Here is a 19,205-nt window from a genome sequence, read left to right as displayed (position 1 = left end):
ATGCAAGTTTTTGTTTTTGATTCTGTGGGCCGCACCATCCCCACGCTTGTCGACGCCCTCCCGGGTGCCCCAATCTACCCATTACCAGGTGGTGGGGGAGTGCAGCGGATCACCTCTGACTCGCTGCAGAAGCTAGCAGGTGGAACGCATATACAGCGGACCACGGACCCCCAGGCCCTCACCGCCCTAGCGGTATTGAACTATCGAGAAACCACCCGCTTCGACCCGCTGACTGGCCGCCCACTGCTTTTCGACGAACACGGCGCGGCCACCGTCGAACACGACCAGGGAACGGTCCAAGTATTTCCACGCATCAACCCCGCAGTCATCGGGCTCATCACCCTGGCAGGCACGGAGCGAATACTCCTGGGGAAAAACGTCAACCACCCGCACTATTCCCTCATAGCCGGATACGTCGACCTAGGCGAAACCCTTGAAGCCGCCATGCAGCGGGAAGCCCAAGAAGAAACCGGACGCACCATCTACGAACTGCGCTACCAACGCAGCCAACCATGGCCCTACTCCGGTTCTATCATGGTGGGCTTTACCGCCACCACCGACGATGAACACCCAACCATGCCCACCGACGGGGAACTCTCCGAAACCCGGTGGGTGACCCGTGACGAGCTGCTCAACAACACGCTGCCGCTTCCCGGCCCCGGTTCCCTAGCGGCAAATCTTATTCATGAATGGTTACACCAGTGATAAATCTTGGCGACCTAGACGCGGACCAACAACAAGCAGCCACCGCCCCCCGCGGCCCCGTGGCCATTCTTGCCGGTGCCGGCACCGGCAAAACCCGCACCATCACCTATAGAATCGCACACCTGATCGACCAAGGATTCGTGGGGGGCAACCGGGTCATGGCGGTCACCTTCACCAAACGCGCCGCCGGCGAAATGGCTCACCGCCTCCGACTCATGGGCATCGGCGGCGTCCAAGCCCGCACCTTCCACGCTGCTGCTATGCGCCAACTCGCCTATTTCTGGCCCCAGGTCGCCGGCAACCTCTCCTGGCAACTCTTGGACAACAAATTCCCGCTCGTAGGCCGGGCAGCCCGTAGCCTCGGCATCGACTCCTCAGTCGAAAACGTACGCGATATCCTCAGCGAAATCGAATGGGCCAAATCCCGGCTCATCAGCCCCGAACAATACGTGGCCGAAACCGCTCACCGCCACACCCCACAACCAGCACCCATCGTCGCCCAAATCTACCAACGCTACGAAGACGCCAAAATCAACCCAGATGTCATGCTCCTCGACTTCGACGACCTCCTCCTCCACGTTGCCGGGGCCATCGAAAACTCCACCGCCATCGCCGAAGAATTCCGGGCCCAATACTGCACCTTCGTCGTCGACGAATACCAAGACGTCACCCCCCTCCAACAACGAGTCCTCTCCGCATGGCTGGGCAACCGGGACGACATCACCGTCGTCGGCGACGCAAACCAAACCATCTACTCCTTCACCGGCGCCAGCCCCGAATTCCTCCTCGACTTCTCCCGCACCTACCCACACGCCACCGTCGTAAAGCTGCAACGTGACTACCGATCCACACCGCAAATCACCGATCTAGCCAACACCATCATCAGCCAAGCAACCGGCCGGGTTTCCGGCACAAAACTCCAACTCCGCGGCATGCTCCCCGCCGGCCCAGCACCCGTCTTCGCCGGCTATGACGACGAACCCGCCGAAGCCCGAGCCGTCGCCGGACACATCAAAAACCTCATCGAACAGGGAGTACCCCCGGCCGAAATTGCGGTCCTCTACCGCATCAACGCCCAATCCGCCCCATTCGAACAAGCCCTCGCCGACGCCGGCATCGTCTACCAAGTGCGGGGCGGCGAAGAATTCTTCAAACGGCCAGAAATCCGCCAAGCAATTAGCACACTCATTCGACTCTCACAGCGGGAAGAACACCAACCACCTGACCTCATCGGCCCCCGCATACACGAACTCGTCGAATCCGCCCTCGCCCCCATCGGCCTCACCCCCCAAGAACCCGAAGGCGCCCAAGCCCGCGAACGCTGGCAAAGCCTCCAAGCACTCGTCGAACTCAGCAAAGAACTAGGCAAAGCCACCCCCGACCTCAACCTCATTGGGCTCCTACATCAACTCCACCAACGCGACACCAATAAACACCCCCCCACCATGCAAGGCGTCACCCTCGCATCCCTCCACGCGGCCAAAGGCCTGGAATGGGACGCCGTGTTCCTAGTCGGCCTCACAGACGGCAGCCTCCCCATCACCCACGCCATCAAAGCCGGCGTAACCGCCATCGAAGAAGAACGACGACTCTTCTACGTCGGCGTCACCCGGGCACGAAAACACCTCTTCCACTCCTGGTCGGCAGCCCGCCAAGAAGGCGGCCGACACAGCCGCAAACGCACCCGCTTCCTCGACGACATCATCCCCGAAACCAACAAAATCACCACCGCTAAACCAGCCAAACGACACCGACGCCCCGCCCGATGCAAAGTCTGCGGCAGCCCACTCGTCGACACACCCGAAAGAATCCTCGGAAGATGCAACAACTGCCCCTCCGACGCGGACCCACAAATCTTCGAAACCCTCCGCGTCTGGCGGGCCGGCGTGGCAAAAACCAACAACATCCCCGCCTACATCGTGTTCTCCGACGCCACCCTCCAAGCCATCGCCGAAGCCCTCCCCACCAACACCGCCGAACTACTCAAAATCAACGGCATTGGTCAAGTCAAAGTCGAACGCTACGGGCAAGACCTACTAGAAACCGTCGCCCAATTCCTCGACGACGATGAGGAATAACCAACAACGAACACGTTCGCATCATGACCGATTCTCCCAACACACCGGGCAAATCGGATGCGTCCGAACAACAGTCTCCACCGCAGTACCAACAAACGGATTCACCTCAATACACACCCCCGGCGCATACGACGCATTCACCACCCCCGGCGCCGGATACCGCGGCATCAACAATGCCGCCACCCGGGCGGCCGTCGCATACTCCACAACTGGATTATGCCGAGGATTCAGCGGCAAATCCTTAGTAACAGTCCGCCACTGCGGATCCGCAGAAATCCGATACAACTCGGCACACTGCAAACACGCCCCCTCACCCCGCACCCGAATCGGCCCAATAACCCCAGAAGAATCAATAATGGTAGCGGGAATCACATCATCCCACCTGCCCAATCTGCGGCAAATGCTTTTGCCATACCCGACCTTGCCCACCGGAATCACCAACAACTCCTTAGGGATTTGGGCAAGAAACCGCTCCTCAGACTCGCCCCGTCGCGGTTGCCGCACCACCACACCAAGCTCCCCCAACAGGCGAATAACCGTTGCCGCAAGCGAACACCTGCCAATCACCGCAACAACCATGTGTTCGAACGGCACCAGCACACCATGATTCAGTAAATCATCAATGAGCAGGCGGGCTTTGATTGCGGAAAGACCCGTCATCTCCACCCGACGGTGCAAAACATCCACGCTGACCGGATTAATGCACGACATGAGAATCGGCACAAGCAGGCGCTGCGGCGGCCCCTGAACCTCAAACACCCCAGCGGTTGTGGCATCAGCACCGCATTGAATACCCACGTTTGGTCGGCGAATAATATGTGCGCTGGGGCTCAATACCACCAGGTGCTTGTCACCATGTCGCGCCGGGGCGGCTTTGAGTATTTCACCAGCGGTGAGTGGGGCCGTGTCGGGTTCCTGTGGCTCGGCAAGGTCAAGGCTGGGCGGGTCGATGCCGGGAAGCGCCGCAGGGTTGGGTAATGGGTGGTGAATATTGGTTTTCCCCGGCATGGTTCTACCATGTCATGAATTAGAATGAGACACCATGGCTGCCGTACCAAACACGTTTGATATTGAGATCATTCGTTCCGCCCGCCGCACCCGCACTGCTGCCGGCCGAATCGTTGATGGGCGCATTCAGGTGCGCGTTCCAGCGAACCTATTGCCGCACGAGGAAGCGCAGCTTGTTGATGACATTGTTGCAAAGATCAATCGAAAAACCACCGCCACCGCCCGGACTGATGCCGATCTGACCCGGCGTGCCCAGGTGCTGAACCGGACGGTTCTTGATGGTCAAGCCACCATCGGTAGCGTCAGATGGGTCACGAACCAGAGTCAGCGGTGGGGTTCGTGTTCACCGGCCACGGGGGACATTCGGATTTCCCACCGGTTGCGGAACGTACCCGATTATGTGTTGGATTCGGTGTTGGTGCATGAGCTCACCCACACGTTTATCCACGATGGGCATTCCGCCGATTTTTGGTCGTGGGCGGACAAAGCGCCCTACGCTGAACGGGCCAAGGGGTTTTTGGAGGCGTGGGGCCGGATGACTGTTGCCGAGGAATAATGAGGAGTTATTTGTCGGAATCGTCCGATTTCTTGTCCTGGTTGTCCTCGGGTTTTTGATCCTTTGGCTTGGGCCATTCTTTCTGTTCGGCTTGTTCCTCCTCGGATTTTTGGGCCAGCATTTCTTCCAGGGCGGTGATTTCAGCGATGGGGTCGAAGTTGGCGGTGTCGGCGTCGTCAAGCAGGGAGTCGATGAACTCGGCGGAATTGTCCAGGTGTTCGGCGAGCGGCAGGAAATCGGGGTGATCCCATACTTTATCGCGGCGTTCCTCGCCGACGGCCACGGTCACCCGTTTCCATAGTTCTTTCGCTTCGCTTACTTTCGGGGCGGCGAATTCAATGCCGACCACTGAGGCGAATGCTTTTTCGGCGGAGCCACCAGTGCGTCGGCGGCGTTGCCATGCTTCGTTGAGTGCTGCCGTGGCCGGCACCCGGTCGCCGAGCGCGTTTGTGACCACGAGTTCCACCCAGCCTTCGACCAAGGCTAAGAGGGTTTCCAGCCGGGTTGTGGCGCCGGTGTTGCGGGACCGGATTTTTGGTTCTAGATCCATGCCCTGCATTTGGTTGAGGGCGTCTTGGATTGCTGCCGGGTCTTGCGACTCAAGGTTGATGTTTCGCATGGCTTCTTCCATGGCGGAGTTATCCAATTCCAGGCCGGCCGCGTATTCCTCCACGGAGGAGACAAGGCGTTCGCTGAGCCAGTGCACATGCCGGAAGAGTCGTTGCCGGGCGGCTTCTCGTGCCGCTAGATACATGAGCACGTCTTGGGGCGATACCGCTATTTCGCGGGCGATGTGGTTGACGGAGTGCGGTAGGAGTGCGGTGGTGTGTTCGGGGGCTACTTGGATTCCGAAGTCGGAGCCGGATAGGGATTGGGTGGCTAAATCACCCAGGGCGTTGCCTAATTGTGCCCCGAAGTTTGCCGAGGACATTGAGCTAAATATGCCAAGGATTGGCCCAATGGCATCGCGCACTTCCTCCGGTAGTCCGCTTAACCGTGCTTCATTCATTTGGGCGACTACTGGATTAATCATGCGTTTCCACGCTGGTAGGGTATTGGTGAGCCAGTCGGTGGCATTCCAGGCGACGACTTTATTTTCCGATGCCGGCAGGTAGGTGGCGTCGTCAAGCCATAATTCTACGATCCGTACCGCATCTTGTACTTGCTGCTGGTCGGTGTTGGTTATGGGGCGGTCTTGGGCGCCGATTTGTTGCCGGGCAATGCGCTCCGTCATGGAATAGTTGACGGATTCCCCGTCAGAGCTATTCATTGATGAGCCTAAACCGGACAGCATTTGTCCGAGATCATTAAGGAAGTCTCCTATGCCCCCGTTAAAGTCGTTATTATCATCGTTGCCGTCGTCGCGTTTGCCGAAACCAAAATTAAAACCAAAATTACTATTCGCCATGCCTCACACGCTACCTACTGTTACCACGAAAATGCCATAAAACCACAACGCTTATAGCGAACACGTGAGCTACCACACGTGATGGGGAGCATTGCAGTTGAAAACACATACTGTTGAGGGCTAGTGGGATACCTAGTTTTGTCAAATCTCTGCGGTACGCTTAAGTACCGTGAATCGACGTTTTACAACCCTTACCTTTGGTGCTATTCCGGTTTTTGCCTTGGCTGCTTTGGTGAATTTGGACCATATTCCCGGCACAAATATAGCGCTGACCGTACCGTATGCGGCTGAGGGGCCGGGGCCCATGTTTAACACATTGGGCAAAGTCAATGATGTGGATGTTGTACAGATCACTGGCACCGATGTTGATCACACCAGCGGTAACCTCAATATGACTACCGTGTCTGTTCGTACCAATATGACGCTGGTTCAGGCGATTAGCCGGTGGCTGCTCACGAGCGATAATTTGGTGCCCATTGACCAGGTCATACCCCAAAATAAGACTGAGGAGGAGGTGAACCAGCTGAATCAGCAGGCGTTTTTGTCGTCCGAATCTTCGGCGACGACCGCGGCATTGCGGTATCTCAAAAAACCGTTAGAGGTGGAGATTGCGGAGGTTGTTGCTGGTTCGCCTGCCGACGGTTCCCTCTCGGCGGGAGACCGCATCGTCAGTATTGCTGGGGAAAAGGTCGATAGTGGGGGCCATGCCCAAAAGATTGTGCGCAGTAAAAAGCCGGGTGATGACATTACCGTTACGGTTCGCCACCAGGGCACTACCGAGGAAAAAACCATTACTCTTGCCGAACATCCGAGCGATAAAAAACTGCCCTTCCTCGGTATTAGCATGACTACCGTTCCGACCGGGGATATTACTGTGAAATATAACCTTGAGGATGTGGGTGGGCCATCCGCCGGCATGATGTTTGCGCTTGCGGTCATTGACAAGCTGTCCCCGGGCCAATTGAACCATGGAAAATATGTGGTGGGTACCGGCACCATTGACGACGACGGAAACGTGGGACATATTGGCGGCATTGAACATAAGGCCCGGGCCGCCGCCGATGATAACGCGGAATTATTTCTCGCCCCCAAGGATAATTGTGCCGACCTTCGAGGTAAGGATTTTGGTGCTATGAAAATTGTTTCCGTCGCCACCCTGGAGGATGCCGTTACCCAAATGGATAATTATGCGGCCGGGAAAGACCTTCATCTTTGTGAATAATCACTGTTCGGGCTGCTCTTCCTCGGTGGTTTCCATGACTTCCGAAGTTTCGGATTCGTCCGCCAATCCTAATTGGTAGATCCGTTTTGTTGGATCCACGGTATCTGTTGACACCATTTGCTGCATCACCAGGCCTTTTTCGTTATCCACGACCGTGATGACTGCGGTGCTGCCCAGGGTTGACCAGCCCACCACAAGTTTTCCGGTGTCTTTAATCACCCGGGAGTTCCGCAGTCCCGTCAATAGTTGCGTTGATGATGCTGCTTTGGAATCCGATGCGAAGAATTGGAATTGCCCCACTTCCTTCCCGGAGCAGGCCAGGGATCCTTCCACACCATTAGGGGTGCAGACTTCGAACTTGTCAAAGAGCGATGAGGGTGCTAGCGAACCAAATGTCTTCCGGGCCTCTGCCACGGTTTCGTCTGGTTCCCCGGATTTTTCGGATTTGTTTTTAGTGTGTTTCGTTGATGATGCTGGCGTTGCACTGGTATCCCGTGGCAGCGAGGACCCCAGTGGTGATGTTACCGGCGTGACGCTGGGGGGCATATTGGTTCCCGTACCAGTATTGCCGTTCGTGCATGCCGATAACGTAATTGTGGTGAATAATACGGCCAATGACCTACCAGTCCATCGGGTGACCTGATTGATCTGGGATGGCCGGACATATTTTCCCATCATAACCTCCATATCCAAGCGCTATTATTCTACTCAAACGTAGCCTGAAGCGCCGCAATTACACCTGTTGCGACACCCGACCCGCCCCGGAGCTCACGACGATCGGGTGCCTGCGGATCCGATTCGGATGGCCGCAGTTGCAGCAGTGTCAGTTGTGCCATATTGTCTCGGAGTACCCCTGAGAATAATCGGGCTGGCCTGAGTGGTGTCGATGCGTTGGCGTTGGGGTCAAGGAAGCGGATTTCTTGTGCTAGGATTGCGCCCACCACCCCGTCAGGCCAGGTGACGCGGCTGATATAGGCGCCTAATTCTTCGGATTCCGGGGTGAGGTCGCTGGGTAACTCCTGAACGACCAGGGTCAGCGGGGCGTCGTCAAGCGCGTCGTGAGCAAGCCTGATGAGTGCGGTAGGGACCAGCCCAAACAGGGTGGGAGGGGCGTCCCAACCTTTGGCGTCGACAAAATCGACGGCCTCTAACATGGCTTTGTTTAGCGCTTGCGGGGAGAGCTCATGGGAAATCCCTGCGTAAGGTTTATTGTTCATGACGCGGCGTAGCCCTTCTTAGTACTTACTTGGTTAATGGCGGTATTGTAAGGAGTTATTGTGACAAGTCGTTGAATAATCATGAAATCAGAAACATAGATTAACGAATTTGACTAATTTCTATTGAAAAGGAGTTGGCGTTGGCTACTGGCTCAACACCATCAGCCCCGCAAATCGGTCGACCACCCAAACTTGTGTCCATCATTGTGCTGGCTGTTTTCATACTCGGCACCATTATCCCTACTTTTATTGGGTTTTATACCGACTGGCTCTGGTTTGGTGAGGTAAATTTTCGGAGCGTATTTAACAAGGTAATCCTCACCCGGATTGCATTATTTGTTGCCTTTGGTTTGATTGCCGCCGCTGCCGTGTGGATCACAGCAACCATCACCCAAAAGGGGCGGCAGAGTGATGAGACCCGATTTTTTGATTCTAGCCCACAGCTCATTGCCTACCGGAAAAATTTAGAGCGCTCCACCATCCGCCTTATGCGTTTCCTCCCCGTGCTTTTCGGGGTGATTGCCGGATTCTTCGGGCAGCAATCGTGGCGGGTTGTGCAGCTCTTTTTAAACCGGCAAGACTTTGGGGTGGCCGATCAACAGTTTGGTGTTGACTACGGGTTTTACGCTTTCGTGCTGCCCATGCTGCGGCTTACCCTCAGCACATTGTCACTCCTGCTCATTATTTCGTTCCTCATCGCGCTCATTGGCCACTATCTGCTGGGAAATATCATAATTGGCAGTCAGGCGGCTGGGCAGCGTGGTTCCATTTCCCGCTATGCGCGCATCCAACTCGCTGTTACCGCTGGGCTGTGGATGATCGTCAAATCCGTGGGCTATTGGCTTGACCGGTTTGACCTGCTCATGAGTCGTGATGAAACCTTCTATGGTGCCTCCTACACCGATATTAAGGCGGTATTACCGGCCAAGATCATCCTCATGGTTATTGCCGCGCTGGTGGCGGTATCGTTCTTCAGCGTTATTGTACTGAAAGACCTGCGGATTCCCGCTATGACCACCGTGCTCATGCTGCTGTCTTCGATGGTGATTGGGTATGCATGGCCCGCCATGATGGAACGGTTCTCGGTGCAGCCCAACCGGGCGGAAAAGGAATCCGAATATATTTCCCGCAATATTGAATCCACGCGCTACGCCTACGGTCTTACCGAAGACAAGGTGACCTACCAGGAAAATTGGGGGGCCAAGGGGGCAACAAAAGAAGCAGTGGCATCTGATGTGGCGACTGTATCGAACATCCGTCTGCTCGACCCGGAGATTATCTCCCCCACGTTTACGCAGCTCCAACAGTTGAAAAACTTCTATGGGTTCCCCGAATCCTTGGCGATGGATCGCTATAACATTGACAACGAGCTGCGCGATTTTGTGGTGGCGGCCCGAGAAATCAACCCCAATTCGTTGCGGGAAAACCAAAAAAACTGGATTAACCGGCACACCGTTTACACCCACGGCAATGGGTTTGTGGCGGCCCGCGCCAACCAGGTCGACGAGGTGGCCCGCGACGTGGGATCGGCCCGCGGCGGTTACCCGGTGTTTACCGTCTCTGACCTGCAAACCACCGACGAAAACGCCAAAAAGCTCGGCATCGTGGTGAACGAACCGCGCATCTACTATGGTCCGCTGATCGCTTCCGCCCGTGACGGGAAAGACTACGCCGTGGTGGGCTCCGAAACCGGCAATTCTGTGGAATACGACACCGATTCCTCCACATACACTTATGAGGGTAAGGGTGGCGTTGATATCGGAAATGTGTTCAACCGTGCCGCGTTTGCGGCCCGATACCAGGAAATGAACCTTATTCTTTCCGAGCGCGTCAACAGCAATTCCAAAATCCTGTTCGAACGTGATCCGCGGCAGCGTGTGCATAAAGTAGCGCCATGGTTGTCTACCGATTCCACAACCTATCCGGCGGTCATTGATGGTCGCATCAAGTGGATCGTTGATGGCTATACGACGCTCAACAGTCTCCCGTACGCCAGCCCCACCAGCCTGAGTGCCGCCACCAATGACACCTCTGGCGACGTTGGATCGACCCAGCGCGCCCTAGTCAGCGATGAAATCGGCTATATCCGCAACTCGGTGAAGGCCGTGGTTGATGCTTACGACGGCTCTGTGGACCTCTACCAGTTTGATGAGGAAGACCCAGTGTTGAAAGCCTGGATGGGGGTGTTCCCCGGCACGGTGAAGGCCAAGGGGGAGATTTCCAAGGAACTCATGGATCACCTGCGCTATCCGCAGGACATGTTCAAGGTGCAGCGTGGTATTCTCACCCGCTACCACGTCAATGATGCCCGGGACTTCTTCACAAACGACCGATTCTGGTCCGTGCCTGACGACCCCTCAGTAGCCGAAGCCAACCGGGCTGCCCAGCCGCCCTTCTATGTGGTGGCAGCCGACCCGGAAACCGGTAAGCCTTCCTTCCAGCTGATTACGCCATTCCGTGGCCTCAACCGGCAATATTTGGCGGCCCACATGTCGGTGAGCTCCGACCCGGACAACTACGGCAAAATCACCGTGCGGGTTCTACCAACCGATACCCTCACCCAAGGCCCACAGCAGGCCCAAGACACCATGATCTCCTCCGACCAGGTGGCCCGCGACCAAACCCTCTGGAAGGAAACCACGGATCTGCGGAACGGTAATCTGCTTACCCTGCCGGTTGGCGGGGGAGAGATCCTCTATGTGGAGCCGATTTATTCCAAACGCAAAGGCCAAGAATCAGCATTCCCGAAGCTACTGCGGGTGTTGGTTTCCTACAAAGGCCAGGTTGGTTATGCGGCCACGGTATCCGAGGCGTTAGCCCAGGTGGGTATTGATCCGCGTGCCGCCCAGGATTTGGATGAGGTGCAAGATATCGAAAAGGTGAAGCAGGAAACCTCCAAGAACCAAGACGATAATAATAGCCAGCAACAAGCCGCCGAGGTGCCTACCCCCAATACCGCTACCCCGAATGAGGCCGAAGCGGTGAAGGGCATTAATGATGCACTCAACAAGGTGAAGGAAGCCCGAAACGGTAGCCACGAAGACTACGGTAAGGCGCTTGATGAACTTGACCGTGCCGTGGAAGAATACCAAAAAACTCAACAGTCGCAGCAACAAGAGTAGGGAATAATCCCGCGGTTTCTGCCCCGGCTTAAGCCAAAATATTGGTTTTAAGCTGGGGGTTTGTGCTTTCATGTCGACGTTAGTAAAGTTATTGATCGTTGCACGGAATAAGTTTCCAAAGCAATCGACGCGGGGTGGAGCAGCTCGGTAGCTCGCTGGGCTCATAACCCAGAGGTCGCTGGTTCGAATCCGGCCCCCGCTACCAAGTTTGATTGGGGCCCCTTATCAAAAGGGGCCCCAATCTCATATTCACGGGGAAGTTTCCGCGGCAACAAATCCATAAGATCAAGCTCAAAAAACTCCGCCATCGCATAAACCTCCTCAATCGTCCACCGCGACTGCCCCCGCAACTTCTTACTCACCGCCTCCCCCTGAACACCAAGCGCCTCACCCAACCGCCGCCGAGTTATATTCCGGGTGAAAAGTAACTGATTAACAGAAATACCGATCGCCTCATGTGCCGTATATCGGGGGGAATGCTCAGAATGTTCGTCCATGCTTTAAATTCTACCAAAACACATTTCATTCCATTTCGGCTTAAACATGCCCTTGATATCGGTGGTTTTTCTGTGTAAGAGTTTCACTATGAGCATCCCCAACTCTAACCCCGATACCACAGACCAAACCAACGACTGGATCCTTGTCTCCGAATTCATCAATAGGTTCCCCGGCACCATCTCCGGCGCATCAGTACGCAGATGGTGCCAAAAAGGAATCATCAAAGGAGCCATCAAACTCCCCACCGGCCGATGGCGCATCCCTACATCCGCCATCGACCAACTCTACGCCGAAAGCCAGACATGGTAACCCACACCAACACCGCCCCCACACCATGTGAGGGCGGTAATAAGAGAACGCGATCACTGCCCAACCGGTTGGGCAAGAGCAGTGATCTTTTTCGGGGTTCGCAGTTTCAGGATGTTATCCGTGCTAATGATGGTGCGCGCATAGTCTGCTCGTTGCTCCAGGCTGTTATAGGTGTTGGTGGCTTGTCGGATGAGCCAGCGTCGTCCTTCTTTGATGTCTTTGATGCTCATGCATGCTGCAATGGCGGATTCGGTCTGATCATGGGTGCCAACGTAGGTGGTTGGGAAGTCATCTCGGTAGGTGGGTTGGGTTGCTACCACAATGCTGTCACTGGGGATGTCTTTTTCCCAGAACACCATGTCATGATCTGCTGGGTCATCGCCGATATGGGAGATAACCCTTGTATGTTTCTCATCGAATTGTTGTATATCGCCGACGTGGATGATGTATCCACCATCATGGTGTGCAGCAATCAAATCTTGCAGGGCGTGTGCATGATCGGGGTTTCCGAGAAACGACATGGGGCATCCTTCCAACAATCGCTCATTACCCAGGCGGTGGGAAACCGGCCCGGAAGTGATGGAGCCACCTATTATGCCACCAGTGCTGCTCCTGTGGGCGGTACCAAGACACACACCACACAAAACGAAACCGCCCCCAAGTAGCAAAGGGCGACCCTGAGTCTCGTACAACCCAAAAGAATGCAGAGGCATGCTCTTCGTTTTTAGGGTCACTGGTAGCCTATTAGTTCTATTGCTGATCGGGTGAATATTGACCTCAAGTTATCTGAAAAAATTACCATGCTACCAGCAATATTTTACTTTGGAATGAGTATAAAAACCATTCAAGAATAGCGCATAATATGATTCGAACTAATGGTCGTCTAGTCTTGTTTATGTTAATCCGTAAAAATACAGAGAAGATGCAGCGTAACTATTAGAAACTCTCAGTCCTTTGCCAGATTCGCGCGATATGAATAATAAGGACACTATAAGAACTAGAGTTAGGAAGTACATTCGCTTGCCAAGCTTGTGGGTGGGTATGTGCGCTTCCTTCTTCTCAATCGAGTTTTAAAGGAGAGTGCTGGGTGTCTACGTCTACACCTTCGCGCATTGTAGGGCTGGACATAGCCCGTTCACTTGCCATTATTGGCATGATTATCATTCATATGGCCTCGTTGCTGTGGAGCACTAAAGTCATTCTTTCCGGATTGCCTTCATCTTTATTTGCCATCATCGCTGGTATTACGCTGATGATTATCGGAAGGAACTACACTCTGACCACCTTCATGCGGCTAGTGGCTCGGGGATGCATAATAATACTGCTCGGTCTTGCCTTGTTACCAGTAGGTGGCGAGATCCAAATCGTGCTTGTGGCCATGGGCATCACCATGGTGATTGTTTCCTGGGTTCCCCCGCTCAATTTCTGGTGGAAGGTTGCGCTTTTCCTTATCGCTATCGTTGCAGCGACAGTACTGTATGCGCCACAGACTTTGCCACAGATTTACCCCTTGGTGGCGTGGATCGCTTACTTCATTGGTGGGATGCTTCTCTACGAAATTTATTTGAGCAACACCCATTATCGCGCCAATATCATGCACTGGGTTGTGACAGGCGTGAGCCTCATCATTGCTGCGGTTGGCCTGTACTTCCGTTTTGATCCAAATGTACCAGGTTGGTTGCGCTTTACCGGACATACCGGTGTTGCGGGCGAAATCATCCTCTCGGTCGCGGTCGCTGCAGTTGTTCTCCACGTGTGTTTAATCGTCGGCAAGCGTATTCCGACGTTGGCTTACCCATTCGCTGCCCTGGGTTCAATGTCGCTTACCATTTATATTTTGCATGTGCTCACTGCTTACTATTGGCAGCAGAATGTAGCGTTGCATTCCACTATGTGGGCATTAGGATTCGTAATTTTCTTCTTCATTATTGCCAGCCTCTGGAAGAAATTCGTGGGGCGAGGACCTTTTGAGTTGCTTGTTTCTAAAGCCATTAAAGTCATTGTGCCAGCCGAAGGAAAGAAGGCTTAAAAATGAAATTCAAGAAACTAGGCGCAGCTATCCTCGCCACCGGAATCATCGCCTTGTCCGCAACTCCAGCGAATGCCCTTGAGCATGGAGAACTTGCCCCTGATACCCCAGAAAGTCGCACTGTGGCTTCGCTCAAGATTGGCCGTGTGGGTAACTTCGGTGATTGCACTGGCACCTTGGTTTCGGACCAGTGGGTGCTTACTGCGCGCCATTGCCTTGAGTCCGTCAACAATAAAGGTTCCCAGGTTCGGCTGGGCCAGGAGGTATATGACGTGGATTCCTGGGCACTTTCCCCGCATTCTGACGCAGGCTTGCTCCACCTCACCCGTAAGGTTACTTCCATCCAGCCAGCCACCCTTGCGCAGGAAGAACCCCAGGTAGGTCAGGTGGGCACCCTTTATGGCTGGAGTAGTAGTTCTTCCATGGCTCGTCGGGGACAATTGCCGATGGCAAAAATGGAGGTGAAAGAACGCCTTGGTGGCGCTCCTACTGGTGGACCCACTGCACCTACTGTGCCCACTGCCCCTGCTGCACCTACGGATGGCGAAAGCATCACCGCTCCTGCCATGCCATCCGTCGATGGTGAGAACGCAGTGATCCCCCCAGCAGCTGCCGGCGGTGAGAGCGTAGCTGTTCCAGGTACTCCCGCAGTATCAGCCGATGGTGAGAATGTGCCCGCTGATGCCGCCATGATGTCGATGGCGAGTACTATCCTTGATGCGCATTCGCTTTCTGGTGCAGGTATGCAGGGTGGCGATTCTGGCGGCCCATTCTTCGTGAACGGTAAGCTTGCTGGTCTCGCTACCGCGGGAACTGCTAATGGCGACCCAGATTTGCCTTCACCGAGCGCGGCAATTACTACGCTGGCGGGTACCGTAGACTGGGTGAACGACGTTACTAGCGGTCGTGACACCAAGAGTGTCTTGACCGCGGAAAATACCCCATTGCCTCCGAAGACGGAGCAGACCAGCAGTGAGAATATGTGGGTGTACCTCGCCATTGCGCTCTCCGGTATCGTTCTTACAGCGGCATATAGCTATGGAATAGCTGCTCGAAAACGGTCGCGTTAGTGCAATCGAAATAAGTTAAAGCTCCTCTTTTCGGGACGAACCTGGGTATCTTCCACTCTTGTTATACCTAGGTGCGGAAGGGGAGCTTTCAGCATGTCTCACGGAGACTCTGGTGCTTGCTGTCAACAATAAAACTTGTTTTGCCAGGGTTTCTGGTACCCATTTGTGGAAGATTGGCCTTGGCCGAAAATTCTAAAGCTCCTAATCTCATTCAGGCAAAGAATAACGGCAAGAGGATCGATCGGAAGTGGAGCTTTGGGGTTCTCAGGCTTATGTCGACGCATCATAATGTCAACTGCATCATGGAATAATGATGCGCATGAGTGATGATAATCCTAATAATCATGGTCGAACAGATAATGCTGATATACCTACGCACCTTGATTTGATTCCCCCAACATTGCGCGTAGTCATAGAACTGGGTGGATCCGCCCACATTTCAGAGATCACTGAGGCCATCATTAATACGTATCCTAATGGTGAAGAGTTGGCAGAAATTCGGTACTCTAATAAACCGAAAAGGTCTGTTTTCCGCCATAGAATTGGTTGGGCGTGCTCTATGGCAAAAGGATTTGGTTGGTTGGAAAACCCATCCAGAGCCATGTATCTCATTACAACTGAAGGTTCAAACATATTGAGGTTGCCTGAATCCGAAGTTTCGGAACTTATTTGTAAGCATAACCGTGAATACAGGCGTCAGCACAATAAAACAGGCAGTAAGCAGAACATTGACTCTGTTGGACAAATTGTCGATGTTTCGCAAGTTCCTAGTGGTCAATCTCCAATGATGAAAACTCCCACCCCTAAGGTTCTCGTTATCGAAGATGACGCTGACGAATCAGATAATAGTAATGACCAGGAATATGATTGGAAAGATCAGCTCCTTGCGCGATTACACGAACTTTCCCCTGAAGGTTTCGAGAAGTTTGTCATCTATCTATTGCGCCGTTACGGTCTGCAGCTCCAACATGTTGGTGGCCCAGGAGACGAAGGTATTGATGCGATTGGTACAGCCCCGTTAAGCCCGGTGCTGTCTTCGCGGGTTGCAGTTCAAGTTAAGCGCTATGCTCCCCAAGGAAAGACTATTGGCAGGGAAACGGTGGCATTATTTCAACGTGATGCCCAGATGAAAGGAGCTGAACGCGCTATTCTGGTCACGCTTGGTGGGTTTTCCCAGGCTGCTCGAAAAGCTGCTATTAGTGCTGCCCCCACAGTTGATCTTATCAATGGGGACAGGCTTGCTGATCTTATCCGTGATGATGGAGATTCTGGTGTTCGGCTTCAACCCATGGTCGATCGAGATTGGTTTTCAAAGTTCGATTAGCCAGTGAGGAATATTCCCTCTTTAACCCATATTTTATGGTAAAACACATAAATATTGGCCATTTCCATATGGGGGTAATTGTGGTCGTAAATGACAAATTACATGACTGGCAATAAATTCAATAGGTATCATCGCTCATATCGGCAGGATGTTTGCTATCCAATATTATGGGGAGTCATTATGTTTTCCACTATGAAGCGTCGTACCAAGGTTGCAGTTATTACTGTTTGCACTGCATTAGCCGTCACGTCAGTATCCCCAGCATCTGCAGCAAGCCTCAGTAAAGATGTGGAGGATACGGTTTATGGGTCTGCTCTTATGTCTGCAGCATTCCCGGTTATGACTGCCACATTGTTGGCATGCGCCTATGCTAAACCGCTCGTTGCGGCAACCAGTGGTCCGGATTTCTGCACGCGTGCAGTTATGTAGTTTTGATGATTTAAGGAGTCATTATGTTTTCCATTATGAAGCGTCGTACCAAGGTTGCAGTTATTACTGTTTGCACTGCATTAGCCGTCACGTCAGTATCCCCAGCTTCCGCAGCATCAGCACAAGATTTGGAGAATCAAGCGTTTTTTGGGTCGCTTGCCGTTGCTGCCTTGTCTGCGTTTGCTCCCATTGCACTTTCTGAATACGTGGGATGCACCCTGGTTCGACCGGTAATGGACGCAGCCAGTGGCCCATATATGTGCCAGCAATTTTAAAAGTTTTGAAGCCGGCCAAGCTTTTCGACGTTCTCCCGTGGGCATATGAGTTCGTATGCCCACAACAATGGGTGAAGTTTGTGGCCTAGATGAAGTAACACATTAAAATCCCGCTTTCTTGTGCATACAGGAGGCGGGATTTTGCATGTGGGTAGCAGATTCTAAGAGAATCTTTAATAGATAGAAACTATGCTATCCAAAAGTATCGGGGGTAATGCTTAGCGCTTCTTAATAACTCAAAGCGCCAGGTAAATGACGGTCTATGGGGGTAAAGTGAAGTTGATGCTAGAACATATTGGGATTCCTGAGTAAATTCAGTTCATGAGGAGCTTAACCAAAGCTACTTTTTCCCTATATATCTTCCCAATTTTCGATTGGATTTTTCTTATGAAACGCGCATCTCGCCTCTCCGCGCTCGCTGTCATTGCCTCGTTGACTTTCAGTGGTTTGACCGTCCCCAACGCTTTTGCCTCCAACCCCGAAGATTCTGCCAACAACGCTCAAAACGCCTCGGCTACTCCCGCAAATGATGAGCTAAAAGATGCTAAGAAGGCTGCTACCGAAGCTGCTGACGCTGTTCTTGCCTCGGTTAAAGAACTGACTAATCTTGCGAAGACCAAGGAGCAAACTGCTGAAGTAAAGGACGCAGTTGGGAAAATTGAACCCATCCGATCTGCTGTCGAGCAATTAAAGGGGCAGATCGAGGCGAAAACTGAAGTTGCTGGCGTGACAGAAATCAAGACCCAGATTGAAACAAAAAAGACTGAGCTCACCCAGCTAAAGACCGTGATTGAGAAAGCTGCAAACAAGCCTGCCGAGGATCTGACCGAAGCTAAGAAGGCTGCTACCGCAATTGCGGATGAGACTATCTCTCTCGCTGATGAAGCGGTTGCCGCTGCTGCTAAGAAGGACACTGCTGCTGCTAAGGATCATGTTGAGAAGGCCAATGCCGCTAAGAAGGCCGCACAGGAGGCAAAGCCGAAGATCGAGGCAGCCAAGACCGCTGAAGATGTCAAGACTCAGAAGGCAGCGGTAGAGCAGGCCAAGGCTGATGCCCAAGCTGCTAAGGATGAAATTGTTAAGCTTGCGGACAAGAAGGCTGATACTGGAAAAGACATCACTGAGGCTAAGAAGGCTGCTACCGCAATTGCGGATGAGGCTATCAAGGTAGCTGATGAAGCGGTTGCCGCTGCTGCTAAGAAGGACGCAGCTGCTGCTAAGGATCATGTTGAGAAGGCCAATGCCGCTAAGAAGGCCGCACAGGAGGCAAAGCCGAAGATCGAGGCTGCTCAGAACGCTGATGAAGTCAATGCTCAGCAGAAGGTGGTAGATAAGGCCAAGACTGATGCTCAAGCCGCTAAGGATGCAGTCGCTAAGCTTCCGGATAAGAAAGCTGATAGCGACAAAGACATCGCTGCAGCTAAAGACGCTGCCGCCAAGGCAGTTGATGAGGCCATCAAGGCAGCTGACGAAGCTCTTGCCACAGCCAAGAAGAAGGAACAAACTGATTCGCTGAAGGCTGCAGTCAAGGAACTTGAGACGCTCAAGACCAATCTTGAGGCCCTGAAGAAAGAGATTTCCGAGGCCAAGACTGTTGCTGCTCTGAATGCCCAGAAAGACAAGGCTGAGAAGGCCAAAGCTACGGTGGCAGAGCAAAAACAAGTAATTGACAAGGTTGCCGACAAGAAGGGATCGAGCAACATCAGCTCGGAAAACAAGAACGTACGCACCGCACTTGCCGTAGTCCTCGGCGTGCTGGGCGTGGGTGCAATCGTGGCAGCCATCTTCCAGTTCGCAGGACCTGCACTCAAGAACCTGGGGATTCAACTGCCTAAGTTCTAAAAACCGCGATCTTGGATCAACAGCCCCCGGCCGGATTTTGGTCGGGGGTTTGTTGTGCTTACTCACGACACCTATCGACAGAAACTATGCTACTCAAAACTAGGGGGTAGTTT

17 protein-coding genes and 1 tRNA gene are annotated in these 19,205 nt (G+C 53.5%); 13 read left to right on the top strand and 5 right to left on the bottom strand.

The genetic code is table 11. From position 1 onward, the window contains the following. Positions 1–705 carry an NAD(+) diphosphatase gene (locus HBA49_RS08895; protein ID WP_005523925.1) on the top strand — a complete coding sequence of 235 codons (705 nt, stop codon included), beginning with the start codon at positions 1–3 and terminating at the stop codon, positions 703–705. Next, positions 702–2,783 carry an ATP-dependent DNA helicase UvrD2 gene (locus HBA49_RS08890; RefSeq protein ID WP_005524248.1) on the top strand — a complete coding sequence of 694 codons (2,082 nt, stop codon included), beginning with the start codon at positions 702–704 and terminating at the stop codon, positions 2,781–2,783. The genes HBA49_RS08895 and HBA49_RS08890 overlap by 4 nt, the downstream gene beginning before the upstream one ends. A gap of 21 nt (positions 2,784–2,804) precedes the next feature. On the opposite strand, the gene HBA49_RS08885 is transcribed toward HBA49_RS08890, so the two are convergent. Continuing rightward, a complete protein-coding gene (locus tag HBA49_RS08885; RefSeq protein ID WP_005524698.1) occupies positions 2,805–3,791 on the bottom strand; it encodes a hypothetical protein in 987 nt (328 codons plus the stop codon). 34 nt (positions 3,792–3,825) lie between these two features. Here HBA49_RS08885 and HBA49_RS08880 point away from each other — a divergent pair, with 34 nt between their 5' ends. After that, positions 3,826–4,347 carry a M48 metallopeptidase family protein gene (locus HBA49_RS08880; protein WP_005524083.1) on the top strand — a complete coding sequence of 174 codons (522 nt, stop codon included), beginning with the start codon at positions 3,826–3,828 and terminating at the stop codon, positions 4,345–4,347. Positions 4,348–4,354: 7 nt separating this feature from the next. Here the strand turns inward: HBA49_RS08880 and HBA49_RS08875 are convergent, their stop codons facing one another. Then, positions 4,355–5,755, bottom strand: a complete 1,401-nt coding sequence (locus HBA49_RS08875) for a zinc-dependent metalloprotease (protein ID WP_005524455.1) — start codon at positions 5,753–5,755, stop codon at positions 4,355–4,357. 169 nt (positions 5,756–5,924) lie between these two features. On the opposite strand from HBA49_RS08875, the gene HBA49_RS08870 reads away from it, so the two are divergent. Next, complete coding sequence (locus tag HBA49_RS08870; protein WP_005524235.1) at positions 5,925–6,977, top strand: YlbL family protein; 1,053 nt, start codon at positions 5,925–5,927, stop codon at positions 6,975–6,977. Here HBA49_RS08870 and HBA49_RS13015 read toward each other — a convergent pair whose 3' ends face one another. Beyond that, the gene (locus tag HBA49_RS13015) at positions 6,978–7,655 is read right to left on the bottom strand and encodes a hypothetical protein (protein WP_005524472.1); all 678 of its coding nucleotides are present in this window, start codon (positions 7,653–7,655) and stop codon (positions 6,978–6,980) included. It lies immediately after the preceding gene. Between the two features lie 26 nt (positions 7,656–7,681). Next, positions 7,682–8,194: a PPA1309 family protein gene (locus HBA49_RS08860; RefSeq protein WP_040431399.1), complete on the bottom strand. Its 513-nt coding sequence runs from the start codon at positions 8,192–8,194 to the stop codon at positions 7,682–7,684. A gap of 140 nt (positions 8,195–8,334) precedes the next feature. Between HBA49_RS08860 and HBA49_RS08855 the strand changes: the two genes are divergently transcribed. The 3 genes from HBA49_RS08855 to HBA49_RS08845 all read left to right on the top strand — a co-directional run bounded on the left by HBA49_RS08855 (position 8,335) and on the right by HBA49_RS08845 (position 12,123). Continuing rightward, positions 8,335–11,316 (top strand): UPF0182 family protein, encoded by a 2,982-nt coding sequence (locus HBA49_RS08855; protein ID WP_005524595.1) that lies wholly within the window; start codon positions 8,335–8,337, stop codon positions 11,314–11,316. Positions 11,317–11,444: 128 nt separating this feature from the next. Continuing rightward, a tRNA-Met gene (locus tag HBA49_RS08850) sits at positions 11,445–11,521 on the top strand. 380 nt (positions 11,522–11,901) lie between these two features. After that, a complete protein-coding gene (locus HBA49_RS08845) occupies positions 11,902–12,123 on the top strand; it encodes a MerR family transcriptional regulator (RefSeq protein WP_005524305.1) in 222 nt (73 codons plus the stop codon). 53 nt (positions 12,124–12,176) lie between these two features. Here HBA49_RS08845 and HBA49_RS08840 read toward each other — a convergent pair whose 3' ends face one another. Continuing rightward, positions 12,177–12,482 (bottom strand): hypothetical protein, encoded by a 306-nt coding sequence (locus HBA49_RS08840; RefSeq protein ID WP_005523889.1) that lies wholly within the window; start codon positions 12,480–12,482, stop codon positions 12,177–12,179. A gap of 45 nt (positions 12,483–12,527) precedes the next feature. Between HBA49_RS08840 and HBA49_RS08835 the strand changes: the two genes are divergently transcribed. The 6 genes from HBA49_RS08835 to HBA49_RS08810 all read left to right on the top strand — a co-directional run bounded on the left by HBA49_RS08835 (position 12,528) and on the right by HBA49_RS08810 (position 19,092). Next, on the top strand, positions 12,528–12,788 hold the full coding sequence (locus tag HBA49_RS08835; protein ID WP_005524441.1) for a hypothetical protein: 261 nt from the start codon (positions 12,528–12,530) through the stop codon (positions 12,786–12,788). A gap of 488 nt (positions 12,789–13,276) precedes the next feature. After that, complete coding sequence (locus HBA49_RS08830) at positions 13,277–14,152, top strand: DUF418 domain-containing protein (RefSeq protein WP_050773677.1); 876 nt, start codon at positions 13,277–13,279, stop codon at positions 14,150–14,152. 2 nt (positions 14,153–14,154) lie between these two features. Then, positions 14,155–15,222 carry a trypsin-like serine protease gene (locus tag HBA49_RS08825; protein WP_005524724.1) on the top strand — a complete coding sequence of 356 codons (1,068 nt, stop codon included), beginning with the start codon at positions 14,155–14,157 and terminating at the stop codon, positions 15,220–15,222. Between the two features lie 313 nt (positions 15,223–15,535). Beyond that, the gene (locus HBA49_RS08820; RefSeq protein ID WP_005524598.1) at positions 15,536–16,546 is read left to right on the top strand and encodes a restriction endonuclease; all 1,011 of its coding nucleotides are present in this window, start codon (positions 15,536–15,538) and stop codon (positions 16,544–16,546) included. 452 nt (positions 16,547–16,998) lie between these two features. Beyond that, positions 16,999–17,250: a hypothetical protein gene (locus HBA49_RS08815; protein ID WP_146743651.1), complete on the top strand. Its 252-nt coding sequence runs from the start codon at positions 16,999–17,001 to the stop codon at positions 17,248–17,250. Between the two features lie 387 nt (positions 17,251–17,637). Beyond that, positions 17,638–19,092 carry a hypothetical protein gene (locus tag HBA49_RS08810; protein WP_005524347.1) on the top strand — a complete coding sequence of 485 codons (1,455 nt, stop codon included), beginning with the start codon at positions 17,638–17,640 and terminating at the stop codon, positions 19,090–19,092. The last annotated feature ends 113 nt before the right edge of the window (positions 19,093–19,205 follow it).

It is taken from the genome of Corynebacterium matruchotii (assembly GCF_011612265.2).
Lineage (GTDB): Bacteria > Actinomycetota > Actinomycetes > Mycobacteriales > Mycobacteriaceae > Corynebacterium > Corynebacterium matruchotii.
Note: the sequence above shows the minus strand (reverse complement) of the source record. Positions and strands in the feature narration are given on the sequence as shown.

Excerpts from the sequence above, each read along its gene's own strand:
- HBA49_RS08895 (WP_005523925.1), top strand. The coding sequence starts at position 1 with ATGCAAGTTTTTGTTTTTGATTCTGTGGGCCGCACCATCCCCACGCTT.
- HBA49_RS08885 (WP_005524698.1), bottom strand. The coding sequence starts at position 3,791 with ATGCCGGGGAAAACCAATATTCACCACCCATTACCCAACCCTGCGGCG.
- HBA49_RS08880 (WP_005524083.1), top strand. The coding sequence starts at position 3,826 with ATGGCTGCCGTACCAAACACGTTTGATATTGAGATCATTCGTTCCGCC.
- HBA49_RS08875 (WP_005524455.1), bottom strand. The coding sequence starts at position 5,755 with ATGGCGAATAGTAATTTTGGTTTTAATTTTGGTTTCGGCAAACGCGAC.
- HBA49_RS13015 (WP_005524472.1), bottom strand. The coding sequence starts at position 7,655 with ATGATGGGAAAATATGTCCGGCCATCCCAGATCAATCAGGTCACCCGA.
- HBA49_RS08860 (WP_040431399.1), bottom strand. The coding sequence starts at position 8,194 with ATGAACAATAAACCTTACGCAGGGATTTCCCATGAGCTCTCCCCGCAA.
- HBA49_RS08845 (WP_005524305.1), top strand. The coding sequence starts at position 11,902 with ATGAGCATCCCCAACTCTAACCCCGATACCACAGACCAAACCAACGAC.
- HBA49_RS08840 (WP_005523889.1), bottom strand. The coding sequence starts at position 12,482 with ATGGTGTTCTGGGAAAAAGACATCCCCAGTGACAGCATTGTGGTAGCA.
- HBA49_RS08835 (WP_005524441.1), top strand. The coding sequence starts at position 12,528 with ATGTTTCTCATCGAATTGTTGTATATCGCCGACGTGGATGATGTATCC.
- HBA49_RS08830 (WP_050773677.1), top strand. The coding sequence starts at position 13,277 with ATGATTATCATTCATATGGCCTCGTTGCTGTGGAGCACTAAAGTCATT.
- HBA49_RS08825 (WP_005524724.1), top strand. The coding sequence starts at position 14,155 with ATGAAATTCAAGAAACTAGGCGCAGCTATCCTCGCCACCGGAATCATC.
- HBA49_RS08820 (WP_005524598.1), top strand. The coding sequence starts at position 15,536 with ATGCGCATGAGTGATGATAATCCTAATAATCATGGTCGAACAGATAAT.
- HBA49_RS08815 (WP_146743651.1), top strand. The coding sequence starts at position 16,999 with ATGTTTTCCATTATGAAGCGTCGTACCAAGGTTGCAGTTATTACTGTT.
- HBA49_RS08810 (WP_005524347.1), top strand. The coding sequence starts at position 17,638 with ATGAAACGCGCATCTCGCCTCTCCGCGCTCGCTGTCATTGCCTCGTTG.